Below are 24,651 nucleotides of genomic sequence, written 5' to 3'. Positions count from 1 at the left end.
TTAGATTATGGTTAAGAATCGATTTCCTCAATATCCACTTCAAATAAATTAGTAAAAATGTCGAACACAGTTTCGGCATTTTTTTTTCGGGTTGCAATTTCAATCTGACAATTTTCATTCATGTTTTGTGAAACGATATTCAGGTTTTTTTCTTTGATTACTCGCATCACTTTATTCATGTTTTTATAGTCGAATGTGATCTTGAAATGAACATCAATCGTTTTTTCAATTATTGAGGAAGCTTCCAATGCCATTTTAGCACTTTCACGATAGGCAGAAATCAATCCACCAACACCTAATTTCACTCCGCCAAAATAACGCACCACTACGATTAATATATTAGTTACGTCAAAGGATTGAATTTGGCCATAAATAGGCATGCCGGCACTATTGTTGGGTTCGCCGTCATCATTGGCGCGGTATTGTATTTTTGTGGTTCCCAGCTGATACGCATAGCACCAGTGTCTCGCTGAAAAATGTTCTTTTTTGAGTTGGTCAATATGGATTTTGACTTCTTCTTCGGTGGTAATGGGGAAAGCAAAGCCGAAAAACTTACTGTTTTTTTCTTTGTATAGGGTTTCTGGTGATGCTTCGGCTATGGTTTTGTAAGTATCCAATGAAGTGATTTTTCGGCTTCAAAAATACTTATTTTTTACTATTTATACTGGAATTTCTTTTCTGTTGAATAAATCAATGACATCTTCTTCTCCTACTTGTAAATTCCAAACATGCATACCTAATGAAGCGGCAATGTCAGTGTTCTCTTTTTTATCATCAATGAATAGAGTACGTTTCATTGATAATTCATGTTTTTTTACAATGTAATTGAAAGCCTCAGGTTCGGGTTTGCGCCATCCAATTTCAAAAGAGAAATAAATTCGTTCGAAACATTGGTAAAACTCACGGGCAAAAGTATGTCCCACTTTGTGTTCGAATTTGGCTACATGAATTTCGTCAGTATTACTCAAAAGAAATAAACGGTATTTATGAGATAGTTTTTGAAGAAATTCCAATCTTTCCAATGGAAAATCAAGTAAGACCGAATTCCACGCTGTTCTGATGTCATCAATCGAAGCGTTTGGAATCATCTTCTTCATTTCAATCATGAATTGCACTTCAGTGATTTTTCCTTTTTCAAATTGGATATTGAGGTTGTCTAATTCTTTGTTCCAAGCGGGAAGCCCTAATTTTTTTAAAGCTTCAAGTGAAGCGTTTTTATCCAAATTAATCAATACATCGCCAAAATCAAAAATAATAGTGTTAATCATAGTTTAGCATAAATTACAAGTTCGTCACTTCCTATTTTTTGTTCCGCTATTATTTTTCCAGTGATTTTAGGGGCTTTAATTCCACTTGAAAAATGCGTGTGTCCTTTAAAAACTCTTGCTTCATCCCACAATTGGGCATCGATAAAAGTTTGTAAAGTTTGGCTTCCTCCTTCGATGATGACCGATTGAATTTCTTTCTCGTACAAGTAATCACAAAGCTGTTTTGGAAGGTTTTGTGAGAAATCAATTTCATTTTCGGTGATCAAAAATGTTAAAGCCGAATTATCAAATATAGCACTTTCTTTTGAAATTCGGTTTTTTTTATCCAGAACTATACGAATTGGATGGTTTCCTTTCCAATCTCTTGCCGTCAAACTTGGGTTGTCATCGATAACGGTTTGTGTTCCTATGAGTATTCCTTGTTCTTCGGTTCGCCATTTATGTACCAGTTGTCTTGAATAGGGATTGGTTATCCAAACGGGTTTTTGTTCGTCTCTGGTTTGTGGAGCAATAAAGCTATCTGCTGTTTCGGCCCATTTTAAAATGAGATACGGGCGCTTTTTAGTATGGAAAGTAAAGAACCGTTTGTTTAGCTCGTTGCAGGCTTCTTCTAAAACACCTACAGTAACATTGATGCCAGCTTCTTTCAGTTTTCGAATCCCGTTCCCCGATACTTTTGAAAACGGATCAATCGTGCCAATCACTACGTTAGGGATTTTATGATGAATAATCAAATCAGAACAGGGTGGTGTTTTGCCAAAATGGCTACACGGTTCTAAACTGACATAGATTGTTGCTTCCTGCAATAAAGATTTGTCTTTTACAGATTGAATGGCATTCACTTCAGCATGAGGTTGTCCCGCTTTTTGGTGCCAACCTTCACCTATAATTTTTCCATTATGAACAATAACACTTCCTACCAGGGGATTAGGGTAGGTGGTTCCTAAACCTTTTTTGGCTAATTCAATGCAGCGTTGTATGTATTTTTCCTGTATCTTCACGTCACAAAAATAAGCTTTTAATTTTATGTTGATTCGAGAAATACAACGCGAAGATAATGTACAAGTCGCTCAGGTAATTCGTACTGTGCTTGAGGAATTCAATGTGCCAAAAGTCGGTACAGCCTATGCAGATCCGCAATTGGATGCTATGTACGAAGCCTATCAAGTACCTAATTCGGCTTACTTTGTGGTTGAGAAAGAAAACAGAATAATAGGAGTGGCCGGTATTGCTCCTTTAGCGAATGGATCGCCCGATGTTTGTGAACTGCAAAAAATGTATTTGCTTCCTGAAACTCGAGGTTTGGGAATTGGCGCGCAAATGATGGAAGTTTGTCTTGCAAAAGCGAAGAGTTTCGGATTTAAAAAATGTTATCTTGAAACCATGCCGTATATGGAAGCGGCTCAAAAATTATACAAAAAGTCAGGATTTGAGTATCTGGATGAACCTATGGGGTGTACAGGTCATACTTCTTGCCCGGTTTGGATGATCAAGGATTTGGCAATAGACAATCAATAACCATCAGATGCTACTAAAAGAATATAAAAACCAATTTGCGCAAGAACTTAGTGCTATATATGATGTTCAGGAAATAGATAGCTTCTTCTACATTCTCTTGGAAGCATTCCATCAGATGAAGCGTGTTGATTTGGCGTTGCAACCGGAAATAGAACTCGATCCAATGCAGCTTTTACAGTGGGAAACGGTTTTAGCACAACTGATAGAACAACGACCGATACAATATATATTAGGAGAAACCGAATTTTTCGGATTGCCTTTTTATGTCAATGAAAATACACTGATTCCCCGTCCGGAAACCGAAGAATTAGTCGATTGGATTATTAGTCAGTCGAAAGTTGAAAATCAACCCGAGGCAAAGCCGAACGGAGCGGAGCTAAAGAGTGCAATTAAAATACTGGATATAGGAACAGGAAGCGGATGTATTGCGGTTTCTTTGGCTAAAAATTTACCCAATGCCGAAGTTTTTGCTCTAGATGTTTCTGAAAAAGCATTGGTTGTGGCCAAAAAGAATGCAGTTCGGAATGAAGTAAATGTTACTTTCCTGCATCAAAGTATTTTGGAAACCGAAGACTTGGTGCAACAATTCGACATCATTGTCTCGAATCCTCCGTATGTGCGCCATCTGGAAAAAGAGGAAATCAAGAAGAATGTATTGGATTATGAACCGCATTTAGCGCTTTTTGTGGAAGATCATGATGCATTGCTGTTCTATCGAAAAATAACACAATTGGCGAAGAAAAACTTAACCCCAAACGGAAAGCTGTACTTCGAAATCAATCAGTATCTGGGAAAAGAGATGATCGCTTTATTAGAGGAATATCAATTTCAAAACATCGAGCTTAAAAAAGATATATACGGCAATGACCGCATGATTTACGGCAGTCATTCGTAATCTGTAATTACTTCGTAAGGTGAACTACTAATTAAGTAATGAGAACTCCCAACTTAATTAGGTGAACTACTAATTAAGTAATGAGAACTCCGAACTTAATTAGGTGAACTAGTTATTAAGTAAGTAGAACTCCAAACTCGATTAGGAGAACTACTAATTAAGTAATGAGAACTCCAAACTCGATTAGGTGAACTACTAATTAAGTAATGAGAACTCCAAACTCGATTAGGTGAACTAGTTATTAAGTAAGTAGAACTCCAAACTTAATTAGGTGAACTAATTTATAAGTTATGAGCTTGTGTTGTTAACCAATATACAGACTATAGTAAATTACCGGAATTCGTTTTTGTTTGAATAATACTAAGTACTAAGGATAAGGTGCTAATTAGTAGTTCTTCTTCACTAATTACTAAGTACTAATGACTATGGGCTAAACCAAAAAATTACTCGTAGCGCAATGCTTCAATAGGATCTAATTTTGCTGCTTTCATCGCAGGATAGGAACCAGAAACAATAGCAACAATAAAGCAGACAATGAAAGCGGAAGTTATAGCCAACCAAGGAATAGCAAATTGGAAGTTGATTGCTACTGCAATTCCATATCCGATTAAAATTCCTAAAATAACTCCTATCAGTCCACCCAATTGACCGATAACTAGTGTTTCCATAAAAAACTGCATGGCTATGGTACTGCGTTTGGCGCCTAAAGCTTTTCGCGTTCCAATTTCACGAGTTCTTTCTGTTACGGATACTAACATGATATTCATTAATGCGATAGAAGAACCAAAAATGGTAATCACACCGATAACCCAAGCAGATATTCCTAAATATTGTGTAATTCCTAATATTTTGTTGATGAGATCATCACTTCTTGATATGCCAAAGTTGTCTTCTTCAATTGGATTGAGTTTGCGGACTTTACGCATGGTAATGGTGGCATTGTCAACGGCTTCATCCAAGAGTTCTTTTTTGTCAATCATAACACTGGTCGAATAATTGATATTCGGAGCTGTAAATAAGGTTCGAGCTACTTGTATCGGAATTAAGACTCTTAAATCTTGGCTGTTGCCAAAAGTTGATCCTTTTTCTTTTAAGATACCAATAACTTTAAATTTGGCGCCTCGAATTGATATGGTTTTGTCGATGGGATTGACACCAGCTAATAATTTTTTTTCAAAGTCTGAACCTAATACACATACATAATTATTGTTTTCAACATCGAAAGGATTGATATTTCTTCCTTTTACAACTTCCAATCCGGAATTGGGTATAAAATTATCATCAATGCCTAAAACGGAAACTTCGGGATCGGTCTTGTCATTTTCGAATTTTACTTCAGCATTACTGGTAGCAGTAAACGATACTGATGTATGTGTAAATGGGAAATCATAGTTTTCTTTGAAAGCTTTTACTTCTGGATAGGAAATAATAGGATTGATTTTCTTTAATTCGCCTCTGCCTTCGGTACGAGTAAGGTTATCGTATTGATTGATGGTAAACGTATTGGAACCCATAGAGGCAAAATCCTTAGACAATGTGTTTTCTAAAGCGGAAACAACGGTCAAAATGCCAACTAATGCGGTAATTCCAATGGCAATGATCAATACCGTTAAAATAGTGCGCAGTAATTGGGTTTTTATTGATCCTAAAGCAATTCTTACGTTTTCTCTAAATAGTCCTACCATGAGCTATAAGTCACTAATTTGTATTTTTTGTTACAATTGGTTTCAAAATTTTAGTATTCGTTTAAAATGTAAGATATTTGTAAGGTCAATTGTGATATCAATTCATGATTCATAACTAATAACTCATATTTCTAATGGCTCAAAAACCAAGTACTCCCAAAGGAACCCGTGATTTTTCTCCTGCCGAAGTGGCAAAACGTAATTATATTTTTAATACAATCCGTACTCATTTTGAAAGATTTGGATTTCAGCCAATTGAAACACCTACGTTTGAAAATTCAGAAACCTTGATGGGAAAATATGGGGAAGAAGGCGACCGTTTGATTTTTAAAATCTTGAATTCAGGAAATTTCTTCTATGATAGAAATACAATTGAATTGCCATCATCGATTGAGGAATTACAAAAAAATTCTGCCGAAACCATTACGTTGGAGCAAAGAATTGAGTTGAATAAATTTACGGCGCGTATTTCCGAAAAGGCATTGCGTTACGATTTGACTGTTCCTTTTGCGCGTTATGTAGTACAACACAGAAATGACATTGAATTTCCATTCAAACGCTACCAAATTCAGCCGGTTTGGAGAGCAGATAAACCCCAAAAAGGACGTTACCGTGAGTTTTACCAATGTGATGCCGATGTAGTTGGTTCAACTTCATTGTGGCAGGAAGTTGAATTGGTTCAATTATACGATGCTGTTTTTACCGATTTAGGTTTAAAAGGAGCAACCATTAAAATCAATAATCGTAAGATATTATCTGGGATTGCTGAAGTTATCGGAGCTTCTGATAAATTGATCGATTTCACCGTAGCATTGGATAAACTAGACAAAATAGGCGAGGACGGGGTAAAGAAGGAAATGTTAGAGAAAGGTATTGCAGCAGAAGCAATTGAGAAAGTTCAACCTTTATTTAGTTTTGACGGAACAATCGAAGAAAAGATTCAAAAATTATCGTTACTGTTGGATGCTTCGGAAGAAGGGAAAAAAGGAGTGGCTGAATTGCAGTTTATTTGTGAAAATGTTACGGAAATCGGACTTTTGTCTGCCAATTTAGATCTGGATGTCACTTTAGCTCGTGGATTAAACTACTATACCGGAGCCATTTTTGAAGTGTCTGCTCCTGAAGGTGTTGCAATGGGTTCAATTGGCGGTGGTGGTCGTTATGATGACTTGACAGGTATTTTCGGACTGAAAAATATGAGTGGGGTGGGAATTTCATTTGGATTGGACCGAATTTATTTAGTTATCGAAGAATTGGGATTGTTTCCAGATACGGTAACATCAACATCTAAAGCAATTTTCTTGAACTTTGGAGATGCTGAAGCGAAATTTGCCATGCGAGCCATTTCAAAACTGCGTCAGAAAGGAATTAAAGTGGAATTGTATCCTGATGCGGCCAAAATCGGAAAGCAATTTCAACATGCAGAAAAAAGAGGAATTCCTTACACTGTAATAGTAGGTGCAGAAGAAGTAATGAAGAATGTATATAATCTAAAAAACTTAAGCACTGGAGAGCAACAAACAGTTGATTTCGATGAGCTGTTTTCGATATTGAAATAATAATAAAATCCCTCAAATGAGGGATTTTTTATTGGTTTCTCGGATGGAAAGTTTGCATAACCTGATTGAGATGTGTTCGATCAACATGCATATAAATTTCCGTTGTAGTTATCGATTCATGGCCCAGCATGAGTTGGATTGATCTTAAATCCGCGCCATTTTCCAACAAATGGGTGGCAAACGAATGTCGGAAAGTATGTGGACTGATTGTTTTGTTGAGATTGATTTTTTTGGCCAAATCTTTGATAATGGTGAAAATCATCGCCCTAGTGAGTTGTTTCCCTCTTCGGTTTAAAAATAAAGTATCTCCAAATTCTTTCTGCACAGGAACTAACGGACGGATTTCATTTTTATAAATCGTGATGTATTTTTGGGTGAATTGACTAATAGGAACAAAACGTTGTTTATTCCCTTTTCCGGTAATTTTGATAAAACCTTCGTCAAAAAACAAGTCGGATATCTTTAAGTTTACTAATTCTGAAACACGTAAACCACAACCATAAAGCGTTTCTAACATGGCGCGGTTTCGTTCTCCTTCGTTGGAAGATAAATCAATAGCGCTAATTAGATTGTCAATGTCGTTGATGTTAAGTGTATCCGGTAACTTTCTGCCTAAACGCGGCGCTTCGATTAATTCCAATGGGTTGTTTTCACGGTAATCTTCAAAAATCAAGTAATTGAAAAAACTCTTTAATCCTGAAATTAATCGAGCTTGACTTCGAGGATTGATACTTTTAGAAGCATCGTAGATGAATTCTTGTAAGATTTGTTCGTTGATTTGAATAGGGGAAACATTGATATTATTAGTTGCCAGGTAGTGACAAAGTTTCTCAATGTCCAAAGCGTAGTTCGTTATCGAGTTCTGTGAAAGTCCTCTTTCAATCTTCAAGTACGATTGATAATTTTTAATATAGCTTTGCCAATTCATGTAGACAATTTAGGAAAAAATAAGCACAAAAAAATCCCGCTTTTTTTGAAGCGGGACTTTTGCTGTTTTTTATTAGAATTTGTATCCTACTGATAAAGAGAAAACATTGTTCTTAATGTCTGCACCGTCAGCATCAACAATGTTAGATAAACCTAAGTTGTATCTTAAACCAGCTGAAACATTTTCAGTAAAGTTGTAACCTAAACCAAGGTTAACACCGAAATCAGTAGATTTTAATTGATCTTTAATATCGATATCATCTCCAGAATCTGGTTTGATTTTACCTGACATTAAGAAACCAACTTGTGGTCCAGCTTCAATGCTGAATTGCTCAGTAGCATAGAATTTTGCCATAACAGGGATGTTAATGTAATCAACATTTACTTTAGCTCCATCAGCTTTACCACCTTGAGCAGAATATAATAATTCCGGTTGTAATGCGAATTTGTCAGACAATTTGATTTCAGCGAAACCACCAATGTGGAATCCTACTTTAGAATCAATTCCGTCAGCATCATCTCCTGACCAATCAGCTAAGTTTAAACCACCTTTAACACCAAATTTTGTTTCTTGTGCATTTGCAAAACCAAAAGCGAAAACTGCAGCAACAGTTAATACTAATTTTTTCATGATTTTATTTTTGAATTTGACTGCAAAATTATATAAATTTTGATTTCTTGGAAGCATTACCCTTTGTTTTTTTTATGTAATTTCTCACAGCCTGATTGTCAATGATTTATTTTTTATAATTTAAGGTTTACAGAAAGCGAAAACACGCTATTTTGGATTTTACTGCCGTCATCCGTATCGGCAATATTAGCTAAACCGGCATTGTATCGCAAATTAGTACCTATTTTATCCGATAATTGATATCCCAATCCGAAGTTTAATCCAAAATCGATTCCTTTAAAGAATTCTTTAACATCATCTGTTGAACTTCCGGTTTGTCCTGTTTCAATAATTGTGATATCTGTTTTAAGTTTAGCGCTGGTTAAGAACCCAATCTGAGGTCCGAATTCTATAGTGAATTTGTCAGAAGTATAGTATTTTCCCATTATAGGAATGTTGATGTAGCCTAAATTGAATTTTGCTTTGTAATTAACGTTATAGCCTTCTGCTATTGTAGTTCCTTTATTACTGGCTCCTTGAATGGAGTACAGAATTTCAGGTTGAATGGCAAATTTGTCTGTCATTTTGAATTCAGTGTAAAATCCGGCTTGTAAGCCTACTCTTGAATTTGATCCGTCGTTATCTCCTGTAAAATTGGCTAAGTTTATGCCTCCTTTTAATCCGAAAGTTGTTTTTTGAGAGTAGGTTGAATTGAATGACACTAAGCAGATGATTGTGATAAAAAATGATTTCATTCAGATTGTTTTTTAAATAAAAAACCTCCTGATTGAGGAGGTTTTAGTAATTCGATTGTCTATTAGAATTTGTATCCTACAGATAGAGCTAAAACGTTACTTTTAGAATCAAAATCATCCTGATCAACAATATTTGTCATACCTAAAGTGTAACGTAAAGAAGCAAATATGTTATCTGTAAAATTATAGCCAGCTCCAAGATTTAAAGAGATTGCTGTTGACTTTGAATCGTCTTTGAAATCAGCAACGGTATCTCCATCGAAAGTTGCTTCTGCTTTAGTTAAGAAACCAATTTGTGGACCAGCTTCAATGCTTAACTTGTTTGTAGCATAATATTTTGCGATGATTGGAATATTAACATAGGCTAAATCCCAGATTAATTTTTCAGATTCACCGTCAACATCTTGTTTCCCACCTTCAACTGAGTATAAAACTTCCGGTTGAAGTGCAAACTTTTCTGAAAATTTTATTTCAGCAAATCCACCAACGTGAAATGAAGGTCTCATTTTCATGTCAGAGTTTACAAATGCATCTTCAAAGTCTCCAGATAATGTACCCAAGTTTAAACCTGCTTTGATTCCAAATTTTGTTTCTTGCGCATTTGCGAAACCAAAAGCAAATACAGCTGCAGCAGTAAGTAATAATTTTTTCATAGTATGTTTAGTTTTAAAATTTCCGTAAAAATAATTAAATAGAGTTGCTTTCCTTTTTTAAGTAATGGTTTTTCGTTAATCTGTTAAAAATATCGATGAACTCATAAAAAGGTAAAAAAAAACCTCCCTTTAAAGGAGGTTTTTTATAGTTGTATTAACTATTAGAATTTATATCCTACTGATAATGAGAAAACATTGTTTTTAACATCTACGTTATCTGCATCAACAACTTGAGATAAACCTAAGTTATATCTTAAACCAGCTGAAATGTTTTCAGTGAAGTTGTAACCTAGACCAAGGTTTAAACCGAAATCAGTTGATTTTAATTCGTCTTTAACATCAACACTGTCTCCAGAATCTGGTTTAATTTTACCTGACATTAAGAAACCAACTTGTGGTCCTGCTTCAATGCTGAATTGTTCTGTAGCATAGAATTTAGCCATTAAAGGAATGTTAAGGTAATCGAAGTTGTAAGTACCTCCATCAACTTTACCGCCTTGAGCAGAGTATACTAACTCTGGTTGGAAAGCGAATTTGTCAGATAATTTGATTTCAGCGAAACCACCAACGTGAAAAGAGATTTTAGAATCAATTCCGTCTGCGTCATCACCACCAAGGTCAGCCATGTTCAAACCAGCTTTAACCCCGAATTTTGTTTCTTGTGCATTTGCAAAACTGAATGCAAAAATTGCAGCAGCAGTTAATAATAATTTTTTCATAGTCTATTTTGTATTAAAATTTGTACGGTGAAAATACTAAAATTTGCTACGTTGTTAAGTTGCAGATTTTAAAGTTATTAACAATTTTGATTAATATTGTTAATCATCGGATTTATTGGTTTTTGGTCGATAAAATAACTAAAATTGGTGATAAAAATTTATAGAAAAATACACTATAATAATGAGTGTTTTGAAGTAAAAAAAAGAGTTATTAACCTTGTTTTTCAAGGCTTGACTGGTGTTGTATTTGCAAATAACACTAATTTGGCATTATTTTCGTTATAAATTAAGAAACTATACTATATGAAGAAGCTAATTTTAAGTGGACTTTTTGTTGTTTTATTTTCAACTTTAGGTCAGGCACAGTTGTTAAAAGTTGGAGTTAAGGCAGGACTTAATTATGCCAATTTTTCAGGATCAGATTTGCAAACCGATGCAATAACGAGCTACCATGCAGGATTGATGGCTCAGATTAAATTAGGAGAGAAGTTATCCCTCCAACCTGAAGTTATGTATTCCACGCAAGGTGCCTCGTATGATAATTTATCGGAAGAGGTAAAGGCAAAATTGGGGTATATTTCGATTCCGGTTTTGGCAAGAGTACACATGGGAAAAACCGTAAGTCTTGATTTAGGACCTCAATTTTCGTACTTATTGTCTAAAGATGTTGATTTCGATACAGATATCAATGAATTGGATTTTGCTGCTGTTGGTGGTTTGACCTTTAATCTGACTGAAAAGTTTTTTATTCAGGGAAGATATGTTTTAGGTTTGACAGAAATTTCTAAAAATGCCGATGTTAAAAACTCAGTTGGACAGTTGTCAGTTGGTTTTTCTTTCTAATTACTGAATATTACTGTAAAAAGCCATTTCGTTTTCGGAATGGTTTTTTTATTTTTACCAAAAATCAACCGCATGAAAATCCTAATCCTTAACGGACCAAATTTGAATTTACTTGGGAAACGAGAACCTGAAATTTATGGTAATCTGAATTTTGAAAGTTATTTTGGTGATTTGCAATCAAAGTATTCCAATCTGCAATTGGAATACTATCAAAGTAATATTGAAGGAGAATTGATTAATAAACTTCAAGAAGTAGGTTTTAGTTATGACGGTATTGTTTTAAATGCCGGTGCTTATACTCATACTTCAATAGGGATAGGAGATTGTATCAAAGCAATTACTACTCCCGTAATTGAAGTTCATATTTCAAATACTTTTTCAAGAGAAACATTTCGTCATCAATCCTTTATTTCACCCAATGCAAAAGGGGTAATAATCGGCTTTGGTTTGCTTAGTTATGATTTGGCAATTCAATCTTTGGTTTAATTTTTGAAAAAAATATCGTAGCTCAGTCTAAATAATGTGCCTACGACGACAAACAAGAAAAACATTCGGATAAAGGCATTCCCTTTTTTGATTGCTAATTTGGCGCCTAGCCATCCACCTAATCCATTGCAGAAGGCCATCGGGATGGCAATAAGCCAGATAATTTTTCCTTTGGAGATGAATAATGTTAAAGAGCCTAAATTGGAAGCGAGGTTCACTAATTTAGCATTGGCAGAAGCGTGTAAGAAATCAAAACCTAAAATAGAAATAAAGGCGAGCATAAGGAAACTTCCAGTGCCAGGTCCAATAAAACCATCGTAAAACCCGATTAAGATACTTATCAAGATGCCTGAAACAACCGATTTTTGATAACTAATGTTCTTGGGCTTATGATTTCCAAAGTCTTTCTTTAAGAATGTATAAATAGCCACTCCTATTAAAACTGTAAATAATAAAGGTTTCATAAAGTCATTGTTTACAATAGTTAAGACGTAACTCCCTCCAAATGCAGCTATGCAGGAAAAGAAAGCCATGGTTAGCAGTAATTTCCAATTCATATCTACTTCTTTTAAATAGTGTATTGAGGCAATTCCTGTTCCGGTAAATCCAGGGATTTTGAGCGATCCCATTAGATTGGCAACCGGTTGATGCGGTAATAGGATTAAGGCTACAGGGGTTTGAATTAGACCGCCTCCACCTGCAATCGCGTCGATAAAGCCAGCTATAAATGAAGCAGAACAAAGTAAAACAATGATATAGGTTTCCATAGAAGTTTCGTTAAAAAAAAATTCCAAATCCCAGTAGTTTACTAATTGGAATTTGGAATTGATAATCAATGTATTTTTTACGGTTATGCTCTGACAATGTTAGCGCCTAAGGCACGTAAACGCTCGTCGATACGTTCATAACCACGGTCGATTTGTTCAATGTTTTGAATAGTGCTAGTTCCTTTTGCGGTCAAAGCAGCAATTAATAAAGAAATACCAGCTCTGATATCAGGTGAACTCATGGTTGTTGCTTTTAACTGAGATTGGAAATTATGTCCCATAACCACAGCTCTATGTGGGTCACATAGCATAATCTTAGCTCCCATGTCAATTAATTTATCGACGAAAAATAAACGGCTTTCAAACATTTTTTGATGAATCAATACATCACCTTTTGCTTGAGTGGCTACTACTAAGACAATACTTAATAAATCCGGAGTGAATCCTGGCCATGGTGCATCGGCAACGGTAAGGATAGATCCGTCAATATCGGTTTTGATTTCATAGCCGTCTTTGTGAGCCGGAATATAAATATCATCTCCTTTCTTTTCTAAAGTAATCCCTAATTTTCTGAATACATTAGGAATTACACCCAGATTTTCCCACGATACATTTTTGATTGTGATTTCGCTTCGAGTCATTGCAGCTAAACCAATCCATGATCCGATTTCAATCATGTCGGGTAAAATTCTATGCTCACAACCGCCTAGTTTTTCAACCCCTTCGATAGTTAATAGGTTAGAGCCAACACCAGTAATTTTGGCTCCCATTGAATTTAGCATTTTGCATAATTGCTGAAGATACGGTTCGCAAGCAGCATTGTAAATCGTGGTGGTTCCTTCAGCAAGAACTGCAGCCATTACGATATTTGCTGTTCCTGTAACTGATGCTTCATCGAGTAACATGTAGCTACCTTGTAAACGACCATCAATTTCGACTCCGTAAAAATGATCTTCTCTTTCGTATCTGAATTTTGCACCTAGGTTGATAAAGCCTTCAAAATGAGTGTCCAAACGACGACGACCAATTTTGTCTCCACCTGGTTTTGGAATATAACCACAGCCGAAACGAGCTAAAAGTGGTCCTACAATCATGATGGAGCCTCTTAAGCTACCACCTTCTTTTTTGAAAGCTTCTGTTTTTAAATAATCGATATTTACTTCGTCTGCCTGAAAAGTATAATCTCCAGGGCCATTTTTTTGGATTTTAACCCCAAGATTTCCTAAAAGGACGATTAGTTTGTTTACATCAATGATGTCGGGAATATTTGTAATTCTGACTTTTTCTGAAGTCAATAAAACTGGGCATAATACTTGTAATGCCTCATTTTTTGCTCCTTGCGGTTGTACATTCCCTTTTAAGGGTTTTCCTCCTTCGATTTTAAAAGTACCCATATACTATTTTTTTAAAAGTTTTAGGCTTTACGTTGTAATTGCCTTTGCTTTTTGACTTATTTCTGATTGTTATTTTTATTGAATGGTTTTTTACCATTGTTTTTAGGAATGAATTTTGGTTTTCCTCCTGTGTTATTCTGTATTTTGTTCGACATGCGTTTGTTGGTACGCATTAAGTCATGTGTATTGGAAAGTTCTTCCGTGGTGCTCATTAGATTTAGCTTTCCATCTGAAAGTTCATAAAGGTGCTCAAATATAACAGCGTCTGTAACGGTGTCTTTATTCCAGCTTAAGTATGATTTTTTCATATGGTTTGCGATCACACGAACTAACGCTTGTTTCATTTCCCCATCCTCCCATTGATTGGCCTTTTCGATCATGTAAGTAATGTTGTTTCCGTAGAAACGATACTTCGGGAAATTTTGTGGATATTGTAAAGGGTCAGGCTTTAGCTGTAAGACTTCTTTTGATGGAATGGGATACGGAGAGTCTACGTCCAATTCAAAATTAGCCATGATAAATATCTGATCCCATAGCTTATGCTGAAAATCTGGAACATCACGCAAATGAGGATTCATGCTACCCATTACAGATATGATGTATTTAGCCAGTTTGTTTCGCTCTTCACGATCTTCAAGGGCAACAGCTTGATCTATTAGCTTTTGTAAATGACGGCCATATTCAGGAATGATAAGTGGTTTTCTTTCAGAATTGTATTCTAAAAATTCCACAACATCGCTGGCGTTTGCTTTTGTATATTTTGTAACCATCTATAATGAGATTATACCTTCAATTGTCGAAACTTCCTGGTATTTTTTAATAATTTCGTCTGCATTTGGCATTACTACATCTACCGAAATACTGGTAAATTTGCCATTTTTTGATTGACGTGTGTCTATAATAGCGCCCATCCTGTCAAAAGCTTTTTCCACAGTATCGATTTTCTCTTTATCTGTTGGAACTATAAATTTATATAAATATTTTGAAGGCCAAACTTTGTTAACACTATTTAATTCTTCTTTTAAACGAATATAAAATTCGGTAGTCTTTTTATCCATCTTCCGCATTAAAATAAACGCAAATATACGTTTTTTGAAATTAGAAAGGAAGAGAAGTAAAATTGAAATGCTAATATTTTAATTCAATTTTCAAAAACCAAATAGTTTATTTAAGTTTGCACCTTGAAATTCGGGTTTTGAAAAAAGAAGTAATTGTTATCACCGGAGGACCGGGAACTGGTAAATCAACCATTATCGATGCGTTAGTCGAAAAGGGATACTCATGTTATCCTGAAATTTCACGCGAAGTAACTTTAGAGGCCAAAAGACAAGGTGTTGATCAGCTTTTCTTGACAGAACCTCTTTTGTTTAGTCAAATGTTGCTTGATGGAAGAATAAAGCAATTCCAAAATGCTTTGCAAGAAGAAAGTAATCTTGTCTTTATCGATAGAGGTATTCCGGATATTTTGGCTTACATGCATTTTATTGGTGATGATTATCCTGATCATTTCGATCATACCTGTCATGAAAGTCGTTACACTAAAGTATTTGTCCTACCACCGTGGGAAGAAATTTACGAAAGTGATGAGGCGCGCTATGAAAATTTTGAGCAAGCTAAAATTATCTACGATCATTTAAAAGAAACCTATGCTAAATATGGATATGCTCTAATCGAAGTTCCTATTGGAACAGTTGATGATAGAGTGCTTTATATTTTAGATCACTTAAAATAAAGTTATAGTAATGGTTTGTGAGTTAAAAATGAAATTACTTAACTTGCTTCCGTAAACTATAAACTCTCAGAATGCAACAAGCATTACAAATTCTTGACAAATATTGGGGTTATGATGCGTTCAGACCAGTTCAAGAAGATATTATTCAGTCTGTTTTAGATAAAAATGACACTTTCGGGTTGATGCCAACCGGAGGTGGTAAATCATTGTGTTTTCAGGTGCCTGGAATGGTTTTCAATGGAATATGTTTGGTTATTTCTCCTTTGGTTGCTTTGATGAAAGATCAAGTCGCCCAATTGCAAAACCGGAATATTAAGGCGATTGCATTAACTGGAAGTATAAAATCGGACGAGTTAATTCAGTTGTTGGATAATTGTCAATTTGGTAATTATAAGTTTTTGTATCTTTCTCCTGAACGTTTGGAACAGGAATGGGTTTTGGAGCGGATAAAAGGACTTCCGATTTCACTCATTGCCATTGATGAGGCGCACTGTGTTTCGCAATGGGGTCATGATTTTAGGCCTTCCTATTTAAAAATTAAAAATCTCAAAACACATTTCCCTAAAATACCTTTTATTGCCTTAACGGCTTCAGCTACGCCGCAAGTTCAAAAAGATATTGTCGATTTGTTAGCTTTAGAAAATCCTCAAACGTTTAAACAATCTTTTGCACGAGAGAATTTAGGCTATCATATTATAAAGGCGGAAGATAAGCTTTATAAAATGCAACAAATCCTTAGAAAAAATCCGCAATCTTCCATTGTATATGTCCGAAACAGAAAAGGTTGTCATGAATATGCTGAAAAACTGAATCAAATGGGTTTTAAAGCTACTTTTTACCATGGTGGGCTTCCTCAAAAAGAGAAAGAAGCGAATATGGGGAAATGGATGAAAAATGAAGCGCAGGTAATGGTGGCAACCAGTGCATTTGGAATGGGTATAGATAAGCCAGATGTAAAGACGGTACTCCATGTTAATTTGCCAGAGAATCTAGAGAGTTATTATCAAGAAGCTGGTAGGGCAGGGCGTAATGGGGAAAAGGCGTTTGGTGTTTTAATGTATTCTCCTCAAGATACCGTTCGTGCCGAAAGTCAATTTATTTCGGTTTTGCCAGATGTTTCTTTTTTAAAGCAAGTTTATGTGAAGTTATGTAATTACTTTCAAATTGCTTATGGGGAAGGGATTAATGATGAATTTTCGTTTAGTCTGAATCAGTTTTGTGTCAAGTATCAAATGCCGGTCATTAAAGTTTTTAATGCATTACAATTTTTGGATCGTCAAGGGATTATTTCTTTATCCAATGAATATTCAGAAAAAGCACAAGTACAATTTCTAACAGAATCAAAAGAAGTTATACGGTATATTAGTCTGAATCCAGAGGATGAACCTGTTTTAGGGACAATTTTACGAGCATATCCCGGAGTTTTTGATCTTCAAGTAAATATTAACACTTCTTTTGTCGCGAAAAAGGCGAATGTAACCGAAGCTAAAGTAGTAACTTTGCTCGAGAAGTTGGCTCAGTTACAAATCATTGATTATTTCGCAAATCAAAACGAATCCAAAATTGTTTTTTTGGAAGTTAGAGAAGACGAAAGAACCATAAATCGTGTAGCCAAATACCTTGAAAAACAGAACGAAGTAAAGAAATCACAATTGGCATCGGTTATTGATTACGTGCTTGATGAAAAATCATGTAAGAGTGTTTTTTTATTGAATTATTTTGGAGAAACAATAGCGAATGAATGCGGTGTTTGTTCGTATTGTGTTTCAAAGAATAAAGTAAAAGTCAATAAAGAAGATGTTTCGAATACTATTCGGAATATTTTGAGCGAAAAGCCAATGACTTCAAGAGAGATCGTAACTATGGTTCAAATAGAAGAAAAAGAAGTTTTAGCAGTATTGCAACAAATGTTGGAATACCAGATTGTTTCGATGAATTTAAAAAATCAGTTTACATTAAATAAATAATGGAAAAATTAAGAATTGTTTTTATGGGAACCCCAGAGTTTGCTGTTGGGATTCTTGATGCTATTGTGAAAGTAGGAAAACATGAGGTGGTAGGAGTTATTACTGCAGCAGATAAACCGGCTGGTAGAGGGCAGAAAATTAAATATTCGGCGGTTAAAGAATACGCGTTAGAAAAAGGGTTACATTTATTACAGCCCACCAATTTGAAAAACGAGGACTTTTTGGCAGAATTAGCCTCTTTAAATGCAAACTTGCAGGTGGTTGTAGCTTTTAGAATGTTGCCGAAGGCGGTATGGGCCATGCCTAAATTCGGAACTTTTAATTTGCATGCGTCATTGTTGCCAGAGTATCGAGGGGCTGCTCCAATTAATTGGGCAATTATTAATGGAGAAGTTAAAACTGGAGTGACAACTTTCTTTATTGATGATAAAATTGACACCGGGGCAATGATTTTAAATAAGGAAACTGCGATTGATCCAGCAGAAACAGCAGGTGAATTGCATGATCGATTAATAAATATTGGCTGTGAAGCAGTTTTAGAGACATTGGATAGGATTTCTGAAGGAGGTGTTGTTACGACCATTCAGCAGGATTCGCCAGATATAAAAACAGCGTATAAGTTGGATAGAGAAAATTGCAAAATTGATTTTTCAAAGTCTATAGATGCAGTTTATAATTTGATTAGAGGATTGTCTCCTTACCCAGCAGCTTATTGTAATTTTAAGGATGGAAATGAGGATTGGAATGTTAAAATATATGATGTAAAGAAAGAGATTGAAGCGCATGAATATGAGGCTGGGAGAGTGATAACAACAAAGAAGGAAATGAAAATTGCTGTAAACGGAGGTTTTCTAGATGTGGTATCTATACAGTTTCCGGGTAAAAAGAGAATGAAAATTCATGAATTGCTAAACGGAATGACTTTTTCTGACAGCGCTAAGGCCTACTAATTCTTGAAAAAAATGAGAAAAATTTACGTTTTATCGATGAATAGCGAGGTTTTATCAACAAAAAATCGAAGTTATTAACAAAATTAGCAAAAATAACGCTAAGGTGTTGTGTGGTAAGGAAATCCTATTAAATTTGTAAGACTAACAATTAGTATTAACCAATCATTAATAACAATTATTATGAACAAATCAGATTTAATCGATGCTATGGCTGCACATGCAGGTATTACAAAAGCTGCTGCTAAACTAGCTTTAGAATCATTCTTAGACAATGTTGAAGGTACTTTGAAAAAAGGTGGTAGAGTATCTTTAGTAGGATTTGGATCTTGGTCAGTTTCTAAAAGAGCTGCAAGAGAAGGAAGAAACCCTCAAACAGGTAAGACTATCAAGATTGCTGCTAAAAATGTAGTAAAATTCAAAGCAGGTGCTGAATTAGAAGGAGCAGTAAATAAATAATACTTTCTGGATAAATTATAAAAGCCACGCATTGCGTGGCTTTTTTTATGCTATTTAACGATTTTATTTGGAGCATCCGTAAAAATTTTGTTAAATTTAAGTCTAAAAATTAGTGTTATGATAGCTGTAAAACCAAAAAAAGGAAACTTGCTTGTAGCAGAACCTTCTATCACGGGAGACTTATCTTTTAACAGATCGGTGGTTTTGCTTGCAGACCACAATGAAGATGGTTCGGTTGGGTTTATACTTAACAAACCTTTGGGGTATACCTTACATGAATTGATTCCTGAAATTAGCGCTACATTTAAAATTTATAATGGAGGACCCATTGAGCAGGACAATCTCTATTTTATTCACAACGTTCCACAGTTGATTCCTGGTAGTATTGAAATTGCAGAAGGGATTTATTGGGGTGGTGATTTTGAGCTGACCAAGAACTTAATCAACGACGGAAAAGTGGGACGCAATAATATTCGATTCTTTTTAGGGTATTCGGGTTGGGATGCTGAGCAATTACAAAGTGAATTGGAATCCAATTCTTGGATTATTTCGGAAAACGAACTTCGCAATAAAATTATTGCAAAATCTCCAACCGATTTTTGGAAAGAAAAAATTAAAGAACAAGGTGGGGAATACCTAATTTGGGCAAACGCACCTGAAAATCCTATTTATAATTAGCCTAATCGTATTTTGGTGTTTAGTTTTTGAAGCAAACTTTCAGATAAAGTGGTGTTGAACTCTTTTTTGCGGTATTTTGTGATGGGCTGAATTCCTTTAATAACGTTGGTGATGAATAATTCGTCGGCCTTTTGTAGGTCGAAAGGAGATATGGCCTCTTCTTTCACTTCAATTCCTTCAACTGTTTTAGCAATGGCTAGAATTTGTCTGCGCATAATTCCGTTCAAACAGCCTTCGGAGATTGGTGGGGTACTTAAAACACTGTTCTTAAGCATGAAAATGTTTCCATTGAGTGCTTCTGTTGCATTTCGGTCATCGTTAAGTAAGATGCAATTATCCAATCCGTTTTCATCTGCAAAAATACTTCCAGTGATGTGGAGCGCCTTATTGGTGGTTTTTAAAGTGGAAAGGAGTTGTTTGGAGATGTAAAAATCCTTGTAGATGTCTACTTCATACGCTTTTTTTTCAAAAGCATATATAGGATTTTCTAAATTGGAAACAGAAATAATATAATCTATTTCATTGGTTTTAGGAAGGTATAAGCCTCCGTCTTTTCTGAACACGGTGATTCTGGCTCTTGCTGAATTTTCCAAATGTTCATTTCTGGCCATGGAAAGTAGGCTTTCTTCAAAGAATTCCAAAGTGAAATTCATAGGGATTTCCATTCTTAAAATACGCATAGAAGCCATTAATCTGAAGTAATGATCTTCTGAAAATAGAATTTTATTGTCTAAAATTTTTACTGTTTCAAAAACGGCATCACCGAATAAAAAACCTCTGTTGGTTTGTAAAGAATGTGTTTGCATAAAAAAATCCCGACTCGTTTTTAGAACAAGGCGGGACAAATTTAAGTTTTAAAAATTGGAATTCCTAGATAGAACCGATTACATGTTTGAGGTCGGATACCTGATTTTCCCAAAGCATTTTTGCTTCTTCTAGATCGTCTCTTTCGGCGAAATCTACTACCATTAATGAAACATCCTTAGTGATATCGTCTTCTAATATTCGCAATTCAAAGTAATATTCAGTGTCTTTGTTGTCGTCATCAACCCATTTGAACTTTATCTTTTCTCCAGTTTTCTTTGAATATAAACGAGCTTTCTCTTGCGAATCATCCCATATAAAGGTGAAAAACTCCCCGCGAGAATTCACATTATCTGCAAACCATTCTTGAAGTCCTGATGGAGTTGAAATATATTGATATAAAAGTTGCGGCGAAGAGTGAATAGGAAATTCTAATTCATAACGTATTTTGCTATCCATGTATTGTTATTTTTTGGGAAATATATAGAATTAAGTTTTGAAAAAAAAATAAAAATGGAAATAAATATTTTTCTTAAAATAAATTTGGAACAAACGAATTTAGTGCTATATTTGCACCCGCATTGAGAGATGCACTACAAATGAATAATGGCGAGGTAGCTCAGTCGGTTAGAGCGCAGGATTCATAACCCTGAGGTCACGGGTTCAACTCCCGTCCTCGCTACTAGGTTGAAAAATCAGAAAAGACAGATTTTATGCGGTTTTAAAGCAATTTAAAACCGCTTTTTTTATGTCTAAACTTTCACTACTTTTACTAAAAGAACACGGAAACGAACACGATTTGAGTTTTAAAAAACAATATTCAGAACCTAAGATTTATACGGCAAATGATGATTTGTCAGTGAGATGGTATGTGTACTATTCTTTCAGAAATCCCATCGATGGAAAATTGACAAGACAAAAAAATGTTTATTTGGGCGTTAATCGATTTAAAACCTTAAAAGAAAGGACCAAAGCAATTGAAGGCCTTCGTAAGAAACTTTTACAACTTTTGGAAAATGGATTCAATCCCTACGAAACTCAGGCTAGTAATGAAAAGCCCAAAAACTATACTGTTACAAGTGCAATTGAAAAATACAATGAATATTTATCGGGTGAGCATGAATACGTACATAGAAGAAAAATAGTATCTAAAGGACATAGAGACGAAGCGATTCGTTTTTGTAGACTGTTTTCTGAGACTTTAGAAAAAACAGACGATATCAAGCAGATGAGGATTGAAAAGGTATCACAAAACCATGTGGCCAATTTTTATTCCTGGGCAGAAACACATTATGGTCCATCTACATTCAATAAATGTATGAGTGGTTTGAAATCTTTTTTTGATTTCTTGATCAATGTAGAAGAGATTGAAATGAAAAATCCTTTTGAAACCTACGTATCAAAATCAGTTCAAAAGTCAGATAACGAGACATTGACTAAAAATGAATTTGATAGTATTCTAAAGGCGGTAGATAACTTCAATCTAATTGTACCTTGGGGTAAGAAAAATACACGAAATAGAAGTATGTATCAACCATATCTGAAAGATGGTTTTCGATTGTTTCTATTGACTGGAGGAAGAAGAGAGGAAGTGGTTGATCTAAAGTGGTCCGATATTTTAATTACTGAAAATGATGTACAATTCTTCAAAATTCAAAATTTGAAGGTTGTACGATCAAATAACGCGAAAGGAAAAAGCAGTGCTTCACAATTCAAACACATACCAATCAATTCGGATTTGATGGATTTGCTAAATGAAATGGGATATAACGACAAAAAATATACTTCAGAGTATATTTTGTTTCCTCAACGAGATATTAGCTCAGAAACGATAAAAACAAACTTATCGAGGTCGTTTACTCATTATCGAAAAGGAGCAGGTATAAACAAAGAAGTTAGTTTGAAGAATTTGAGAAAAACATATATTAGTTGGGTTAATCATGCAATGGGTAAAGATACTGGTAAATTAACATCTCACTCCACAGAACAAGTTTTAGAGAAACATTATATCGATCCTAAGATATTGACAACGATAGAAGAAGCAGTTTTAAAAGTTAAGATTTTCGGATAGTTTAAAAAAATAATTAAATGGAGGAAATTAATGATCATGAATTGGAAACAATTATTTCAATTTTTAAGCATATTAATCCGGGTTTAAATACTTCTGTACAAGATTATCTTGATAATAATAAAAGGCCTAATTATATTGTAAGATTGCTTAATAAAAGAAAAGTGATTGCCTATTGGATAGATATTGATAAAATAAATGAAGCAAAACTAAAAATACTATTTAAGAGACATAAAGAAGTAGATAAGCAATTTTTTATACAGTATTTAGACGATTTTTACCGTATTGGATTTAAAATAAAAAAGTAAAGCCTGCATATTGCAGGCTTTTTAATTTAGGCAGCTTAAACCACCATGTATAATTACATTTCTAGTTGATTGGGCTAATGATTGCACTTCAATTATAATGAATGTTGCCGGCCCAGCATCAAAATCTAAAGTGTCCTGGAATAGTAAATCATTCCATCCTTTCACAAGATCAAATTGAGCAATTAATGCCGGACTACCATAATGAGTGAGAGTTCCTGAGTTAATTGTAACATATTTAAAAAATATCCGAATATTGTTATCTGTGCAAAATAGCTTCCCGCTTATGATTTTCAACTTTTCATAAGTAGCTATAATTGTGTTTGAAAATACCGATTTTGAGGGTGTGTTTGGTGTTGGGTCAATAACATTAAGATGGTTTGTGATTTCATTCTCTATGCCAATGTATCTTGAATTTATAGGATCATTTACGTTAGTTATTATCTTTTTACTGATTGGAATAAGGCAATAATTTTGATTGGATTGCAATAAAGTACCAGTATTAGGATCAACTATAAGTTGTTTGTATAATTTATTACTTCGTTGTCCTGATTGCAAATAGCCAACAGTTTCATAATTTAAAGGAACAAAAGGCGTTGTTGAACTATAATTGGAAGAAATCGACATTACATCCATGAAGCTTTGAATATAATTGTTGAATGCTTTAGGGTTTTCAAATTTTACTTCCAGTTTCAATGAATTGATAGCTTTTTCTACTCGTTTAATGATTGGAATTGTAATTCGCTTCATTGCAGTAGTCGGATCCAATTTAACTGTAGCTTCTCCAATTCCCAATTCATTCAAAATGTCGCTTGATAGTACAGGACCGTTCTTGGTTTTGTAGTAATTGAGTTGATTATTATTGATATTACTTTCAAATGAAAACTGTTTATTAAGGCTTCCATAGGACTCATTGGAAGTTAATTTTAATGTGGTGATTCCTGAAATATCTCCAAATGGTAATTGTAAATCAACTCGGTTGTTCCAACCAAAAGACATATCAAAATAGAAAGTGCGGATAACCTCAGTAGGAGAGACGATAGTGTTTTCTAAATTTTGTAATCCTGACTTAAATTCATAGTAATCACCAAAATAAAAGTACAGTTTAAAAGTGGCTATTTCAAGATACAAGTTCCCAATTACACCTTGCGGAGGAAAGTCATTCCGTGTGTAATAATATTCGATTTGTTCGAACCATCGGTATTCCTCAGTGTGTTTGTGCCAATAGCCAATCTTCTTTTCAAGATTTGTAACATAAAGTGTTTGTTCTTTACCAACTTCGGGAATTTGCCCCATATGATCAACAAAGATTATTTGTTGACCACTTAGGCTAAAAAAAAAATCTTTTTTTAATGCTTCTAAAACCGAATTGCGATTGTTTGCAAAAATGGGTGGAACACACAAAGAAGCATCAATATCTTTATAATTAATAACAATTCCTTTTTCAGTTTCGTTGGCCAAGAAGCTTTTGATGATGATGCAATTTGAATTGTCCAAACTGGTTTGAACTATTTGAGATGGAGAAAGTGAAGTAATTATCTCATTCGAAGCCGTTTTTCTAATAACTACGTTGCCGTTCTCTTCTTTTATAAAATGGATTTTTGGCATAATG

Annotated in this window: 28 protein-coding genes and 1 tRNA gene; 13 read left to right on the top strand and 16 right to left on the bottom strand. The window is 34.7% G+C overall.

Annotated features, from left to right (window positions below):
* Positions 1 to 11 precede the first annotated feature (11 nt).
* Genes ACFO7M_RS10995 through ribD form a run of 3 tightly spaced genes read right to left on the bottom strand, consistent with a single transcriptional unit; the run spans position 12 to position 2,269 of the window.
* Positions 12 to 626, bottom strand: a complete 615-nt coding sequence (locus tag ACFO7M_RS10995; RefSeq protein ID WP_379736045.1) for an IMPACT family protein — start codon at positions 624 to 626, stop codon at positions 12 to 14.
* Positions 627 to 659: 33 nt separating this feature from the next.
* Complete coding sequence (locus tag ACFO7M_RS10990; RefSeq protein WP_379715901.1) at positions 660 to 1,268, bottom strand: HAD family hydrolase; 609 nt, start codon at positions 1,266 to 1,268, stop codon at positions 660 to 662.
* Entirely contained in the window at positions 1,265 to 2,269 is a 1,005-nt protein-coding gene (ribD, locus tag ACFO7M_RS10985) for a bifunctional diaminohydroxyphosphoribosylaminopyrimidine deaminase/5-amino-6-(5-phosphoribosylamino)uracil reductase RibD (protein ID WP_379715898.1), read from the bottom strand. Before ribD ends, ACFO7M_RS10990 begins: the two co-directional genes overlap by 4 nt.
* A gap of 25 nt (positions 2,270 to 2,294) precedes the next feature.
* Here ribD and ACFO7M_RS10980 point away from each other — a divergent pair, with 25 nt between their 5' ends.
* Positions 2,295 to 2,786, top strand: a complete 492-nt coding sequence (locus ACFO7M_RS10980) for a GNAT family N-acetyltransferase (RefSeq protein WP_379715895.1) — start codon at positions 2,295 to 2,297, stop codon at positions 2,784 to 2,786.
* Between the two features lie 7 nt (positions 2,787 to 2,793).
* On the top strand, positions 2,794 to 3,681 hold the full coding sequence (gene prmC / locus ACFO7M_RS10975) for a peptide chain release factor N(5)-glutamine methyltransferase (RefSeq protein ID WP_379735660.1): 888 nt from the start codon (positions 2,794 to 2,796) through the stop codon (positions 3,679 to 3,681).
* A 443-nt stretch (positions 3,682 to 4,124) separates the two neighbouring features.
* On the opposite strand, the gene ACFO7M_RS10970 is transcribed toward prmC, so the two are convergent.
* A complete protein-coding gene (locus ACFO7M_RS10970) occupies positions 4,125 to 5,366 on the bottom strand; it encodes an ABC transporter permease (RefSeq protein WP_379735658.1) in 1,242 nt (413 codons plus the stop codon).
* Positions 5,367 to 5,500: 134 nt separating this feature from the next.
* On the opposite strand from ACFO7M_RS10970, the gene hisS reads away from it, so the two are divergent.
* Entirely contained in the window at positions 5,501 to 6,925 is a 1,425-nt protein-coding gene (hisS, locus tag ACFO7M_RS10965; RefSeq protein WP_379735656.1) for a histidine--tRNA ligase, read from the top strand.
* A gap of 28 nt (positions 6,926 to 6,953) precedes the next feature.
* On the opposite strand, the gene xerD is transcribed toward hisS, so the two are convergent.
* The 5 genes from xerD to ACFO7M_RS10940 form a co-directional block, all read right to left on the bottom strand.
* On the bottom strand, positions 6,954 to 7,853 hold the full coding sequence (gene xerD, locus ACFO7M_RS10960; RefSeq protein ID WP_379735654.1) for a site-specific tyrosine recombinase XerD: 900 nt from the start codon (positions 7,851 to 7,853) through the stop codon (positions 6,954 to 6,956).
* A gap of 72 nt (positions 7,854 to 7,925) precedes the next feature.
* Entirely contained in the window at positions 7,926 to 8,483 is a 558-nt protein-coding gene (locus ACFO7M_RS10955) for a porin family protein (RefSeq protein ID WP_379715882.1), read from the bottom strand.
* A 113-nt stretch (positions 8,484 to 8,596) separates the two neighbouring features.
* Positions 8,597 to 9,217, bottom strand: a complete 621-nt coding sequence (locus tag ACFO7M_RS10950) for a porin family protein (protein WP_379715879.1) — start codon at positions 9,215 to 9,217, stop codon at positions 8,597 to 8,599.
* 62 nt (positions 9,218 to 9,279) lie between these two features.
* Positions 9,280 to 9,870, bottom strand: coding sequence for a porin family protein (locus ACFO7M_RS10945; protein ID WP_379735653.1), 591 nt, complete (start codon positions 9,868 to 9,870; stop codon positions 9,280 to 9,282).
* Positions 9,871 to 10,031: 161 nt separating this feature from the next.
* The gene (locus tag ACFO7M_RS10940; RefSeq protein ID WP_379735651.1) at positions 10,032 to 10,589 is read right to left on the bottom strand and encodes a porin family protein; all 558 of its coding nucleotides are present in this window, start codon (positions 10,587 to 10,589) and stop codon (positions 10,032 to 10,034) included.
* Between the two features lie 303 nt (positions 10,590 to 10,892).
* Between ACFO7M_RS10940 and ACFO7M_RS10935 the strand changes: the two genes are divergently transcribed.
* Together ACFO7M_RS10935 and ACFO7M_RS10930 are read left to right on the top strand one after the other, a co-directional pair.
* A complete protein-coding gene (locus ACFO7M_RS10935; RefSeq protein ID WP_379735649.1) occupies positions 10,893 to 11,432 on the top strand; it encodes a porin family protein in 540 nt (179 codons plus the stop codon).
* 72 nt (positions 11,433 to 11,504) lie between these two features.
* Positions 11,505 to 11,918, top strand: coding sequence for a type II 3-dehydroquinate dehydratase (locus tag ACFO7M_RS10930; protein ID WP_379715863.1), 414 nt, complete (start codon positions 11,505 to 11,507; stop codon positions 11,916 to 11,918).
* Here ACFO7M_RS10930 and ACFO7M_RS10925 read toward each other — a convergent pair.
* From ACFO7M_RS10925 to ACFO7M_RS10910, 4 genes are all read right to left on the bottom strand, one after another.
* Positions 11,915 to 12,685: a sulfite exporter TauE/SafE family protein gene (locus tag ACFO7M_RS10925; protein ID WP_379715860.1), complete on the bottom strand. Its 771-nt coding sequence runs from the start codon at positions 12,683 to 12,685 to the stop codon at positions 11,915 to 11,917. The genes ACFO7M_RS10930 and ACFO7M_RS10925 overlap by 4 nt on opposite strands.
* A gap of 83 nt (positions 12,686 to 12,768) precedes the next feature.
* Positions 12,769 to 14,079, bottom strand: coding sequence for a UDP-N-acetylglucosamine 1-carboxyvinyltransferase (murA, locus tag ACFO7M_RS10920; protein WP_379715857.1), 1,311 nt, complete (start codon positions 14,077 to 14,079; stop codon positions 12,769 to 12,771).
* A 56-nt stretch (positions 14,080 to 14,135) separates the two neighbouring features.
* On the bottom strand, positions 14,136 to 14,849 hold the full coding sequence (locus ACFO7M_RS10915) for a DUF4290 domain-containing protein (protein WP_379735647.1): 714 nt from the start codon (positions 14,847 to 14,849) through the stop codon (positions 14,136 to 14,138).
* On the bottom strand, positions 14,850 to 15,137 hold the full coding sequence (locus ACFO7M_RS10910) for a DUF493 family protein (RefSeq protein WP_379715851.1): 288 nt from the start codon (positions 15,135 to 15,137) through the stop codon (positions 14,850 to 14,852).
* Between the two features lie 137 nt (positions 15,138 to 15,274).
* Here ACFO7M_RS10910 and ACFO7M_RS10905 point away from each other — a divergent pair, with 137 nt between their 5' ends.
* The 5 genes from ACFO7M_RS10905 to ACFO7M_RS10885 all read left to right on the top strand — a co-directional run bounded on the left by ACFO7M_RS10905 (position 15,275) and on the right by ACFO7M_RS10885 (position 19,862).
* Positions 15,275 to 15,811, top strand: a complete 537-nt coding sequence (locus ACFO7M_RS10905; protein WP_379715848.1) for an AAA family ATPase — start codon at positions 15,275 to 15,277, stop codon at positions 15,809 to 15,811.
* A gap of 71 nt (positions 15,812 to 15,882) precedes the next feature.
* Positions 15,883 to 17,778 (top strand): RecQ family ATP-dependent DNA helicase, encoded by a 1,896-nt coding sequence (locus ACFO7M_RS10900; protein ID WP_379735645.1) that lies wholly within the window; start codon positions 15,883 to 15,885, stop codon positions 17,776 to 17,778.
* A complete protein-coding gene (gene fmt / locus ACFO7M_RS10895; protein WP_379735644.1) occupies positions 17,778 to 18,728 on the top strand; it encodes a methionyl-tRNA formyltransferase in 951 nt (316 codons plus the stop codon). Before ACFO7M_RS10900 ends, fmt begins: the two co-directional genes overlap by 1 nt.
* Positions 18,729 to 18,908: 180 nt before the next feature.
* Entirely contained in the window at positions 18,909 to 19,184 is a 276-nt protein-coding gene (locus ACFO7M_RS10890) for an HU family DNA-binding protein (RefSeq protein ID WP_250599076.1), read from the top strand.
* Positions 19,185 to 19,301: 117 nt separating this feature from the next.
* On the top strand, positions 19,302 to 19,862 hold the full coding sequence (locus ACFO7M_RS10885) for a YqgE/AlgH family protein (RefSeq protein WP_379715839.1): 561 nt from the start codon (positions 19,302 to 19,304) through the stop codon (positions 19,860 to 19,862).
* Here the strand turns inward: ACFO7M_RS10885 and ACFO7M_RS10880 are convergent.
* The gene (locus ACFO7M_RS10880; protein ID WP_379735642.1) at positions 19,859 to 20,668 is read right to left on the bottom strand and encodes an aminotransferase class IV; all 810 of its coding nucleotides are present in this window, start codon (positions 20,666 to 20,668) and stop codon (positions 19,859 to 19,861) included. The two genes, ACFO7M_RS10885 and ACFO7M_RS10880, sit on opposite strands and share 4 nt — an antisense overlap.
* A gap of 64 nt (positions 20,669 to 20,732) precedes the next feature.
* A complete protein-coding gene (locus ACFO7M_RS10875; protein WP_379715833.1) occupies positions 20,733 to 21,125 on the bottom strand; it encodes an START-like domain-containing protein in 393 nt (130 codons plus the stop codon).
* Between the two features lie 149 nt (positions 21,126 to 21,274).
* Here ACFO7M_RS10875 and ACFO7M_RS10870 point away from each other — a divergent pair.
* The 3 genes from ACFO7M_RS10870 to ACFO7M_RS10860 all read left to right on the top strand — a co-directional run bounded on the left by ACFO7M_RS10870 (position 21,275) and on the right by ACFO7M_RS10860 (position 23,042).
* Positions 21,275 to 21,348: transfer RNA gene (locus ACFO7M_RS10870), tRNA-Met, on the top strand.
* A gap of 66 nt (positions 21,349 to 21,414) precedes the next feature.
* Positions 21,415 to 22,737: a tyrosine-type recombinase/integrase gene (locus tag ACFO7M_RS10865; protein ID WP_379735640.1), complete on the top strand. Its 1,323-nt coding sequence runs from the start codon at positions 21,415 to 21,417 to the stop codon at positions 22,735 to 22,737.
* A 17-nt stretch (positions 22,738 to 22,754) separates the two neighbouring features.
* The gene (locus tag ACFO7M_RS10860; RefSeq protein WP_379735638.1) at positions 22,755 to 23,042 is read left to right on the top strand and encodes a hypothetical protein; all 288 of its coding nucleotides are present in this window, start codon (positions 22,755 to 22,757) and stop codon (positions 23,040 to 23,042) included.
* 21 nt (positions 23,043 to 23,063) lie between these two features.
* On the opposite strand, the gene ACFO7M_RS10855 is transcribed toward ACFO7M_RS10860, so the two are convergent.
* Entirely contained in the window at positions 23,064 to 24,647 is a 1,584-nt protein-coding gene (locus ACFO7M_RS10855) for a hypothetical protein (protein ID WP_379735636.1), read from the bottom strand.
* Positions 24,648 to 24,651: the final 4 nt, after the last annotated feature.

The organism is Flavobacterium sp. GCM10023249, assembly GCF_042653365.1.
Lineage (GTDB): Bacteria > Bacteroidota > Bacteroidia > Flavobacteriales > Flavobacteriaceae > Flavobacterium.
This window is presented reverse-complemented; position numbering and strand designations above follow the sequence as displayed.

Coding starts and splice junctions, on each gene's coding strand:
- ACFO7M_RS10990 (WP_379715901.1), bottom strand. CDS start 1,268: ATGATTAACACTATTATTTTTGATTTTGGCGATGTATTGATTAATTTG.
- ACFO7M_RS10980 (WP_379715895.1), top strand. CDS start 2,295: ATGTTGATTCGAGAAATACAACGCGAAGATAATGTACAAGTCGCTCAG.
- prmC (WP_379735660.1), top strand. CDS start 2,794: ATGCTACTAAAAGAATATAAAAACCAATTTGCGCAAGAACTTAGTGCT.
- ACFO7M_RS10970 (WP_379735658.1), bottom strand. CDS start 5,366: ATGGTAGGACTATTTAGAGAAAACGTAAGAATTGCTTTAGGATCAATA.
- hisS (WP_379735656.1), top strand. CDS start 5,501: ATGGCTCAAAAACCAAGTACTCCCAAAGGAACCCGTGATTTTTCTCCT.
- xerD (WP_379735654.1), bottom strand. CDS start 7,853: ATGAATTGGCAAAGCTATATTAAAAATTATCAATCGTACTTGAAGATT.
- ACFO7M_RS10955 (WP_379715882.1), bottom strand. CDS start 8,483: ATGAAAAAATTAGTATTAACTGTTGCTGCAGTTTTCGCTTTTGGTTTT.
- ACFO7M_RS10950 (WP_379715879.1), bottom strand. CDS start 9,217: ATGAAATCATTTTTTATCACAATCATCTGCTTAGTGTCATTCAATTCA.
- ACFO7M_RS10945 (WP_379735653.1), bottom strand. CDS start 9,870: ATGAAAAAATTATTACTTACTGCTGCAGCTGTATTTGCTTTTGGTTTC.
- ACFO7M_RS10940 (WP_379735651.1), bottom strand. CDS start 10,589: ATGAAAAAATTATTATTAACTGCTGCTGCAATTTTTGCATTCAGTTTT.
- ACFO7M_RS10935 (WP_379735649.1), top strand. CDS start 10,893: ATGAAGAAGCTAATTTTAAGTGGACTTTTTGTTGTTTTATTTTCAACT.
- ACFO7M_RS10930 (WP_379715863.1), top strand. CDS start 11,505: ATGAAAATCCTAATCCTTAACGGACCAAATTTGAATTTACTTGGGAAA.
- ACFO7M_RS10925 (WP_379715860.1), bottom strand. CDS start 12,685: ATGGAAACCTATATCATTGTTTTACTTTGTTCTGCTTCATTTATAGCT.
- murA (WP_379715857.1), bottom strand. CDS start 14,079: ATGGGTACTTTTAAAATCGAAGGAGGAAAACCCTTAAAAGGGAATGTA.
- ACFO7M_RS10915 (WP_379735647.1), bottom strand. CDS start 14,849: ATGGTTACAAAATATACAAAAGCAAACGCCAGCGATGTTGTGGAATTT.
- ACFO7M_RS10910 (WP_379715851.1), bottom strand. CDS start 15,137: ATGGATAAAAAGACTACCGAATTTTATATTCGTTTAAAAGAAGAATTA.
- ACFO7M_RS10900 (WP_379735645.1), top strand. CDS start 15,883: ATGCAACAAGCATTACAAATTCTTGACAAATATTGGGGTTATGATGCG.
- fmt (WP_379735644.1), top strand. CDS start 17,778: ATGGAAAAATTAAGAATTGTTTTTATGGGAACCCCAGAGTTTGCTGTT.
- ACFO7M_RS10890 (WP_250599076.1), top strand. CDS start 18,909: ATGAACAAATCAGATTTAATCGATGCTATGGCTGCACATGCAGGTATT.
- ACFO7M_RS10885 (WP_379715839.1), top strand. CDS start 19,302: ATGATAGCTGTAAAACCAAAAAAAGGAAACTTGCTTGTAGCAGAACCT.
- ACFO7M_RS10880 (WP_379735642.1), bottom strand. CDS start 20,668: ATGCAAACACATTCTTTACAAACCAACAGAGGTTTTTTATTCGGTGAT.
- ACFO7M_RS10875 (WP_379715833.1), bottom strand. CDS start 21,125: ATGGATAGCAAAATACGTTATGAATTAGAATTTCCTATTCACTCTTCG.
- ACFO7M_RS10865 (WP_379735640.1), top strand. CDS start 21,415: ATGTCTAAACTTTCACTACTTTTACTAAAAGAACACGGAAACGAACAC.
- ACFO7M_RS10860 (WP_379735638.1), top strand. CDS start 22,755: ATGGAGGAAATTAATGATCATGAATTGGAAACAATTATTTCAATTTTT.
- ACFO7M_RS10855 (WP_379735636.1), bottom strand. CDS start 24,647: ATGCCAAAAATCCATTTTATAAAAGAAGAGAACGGCAACGTAGTTATT.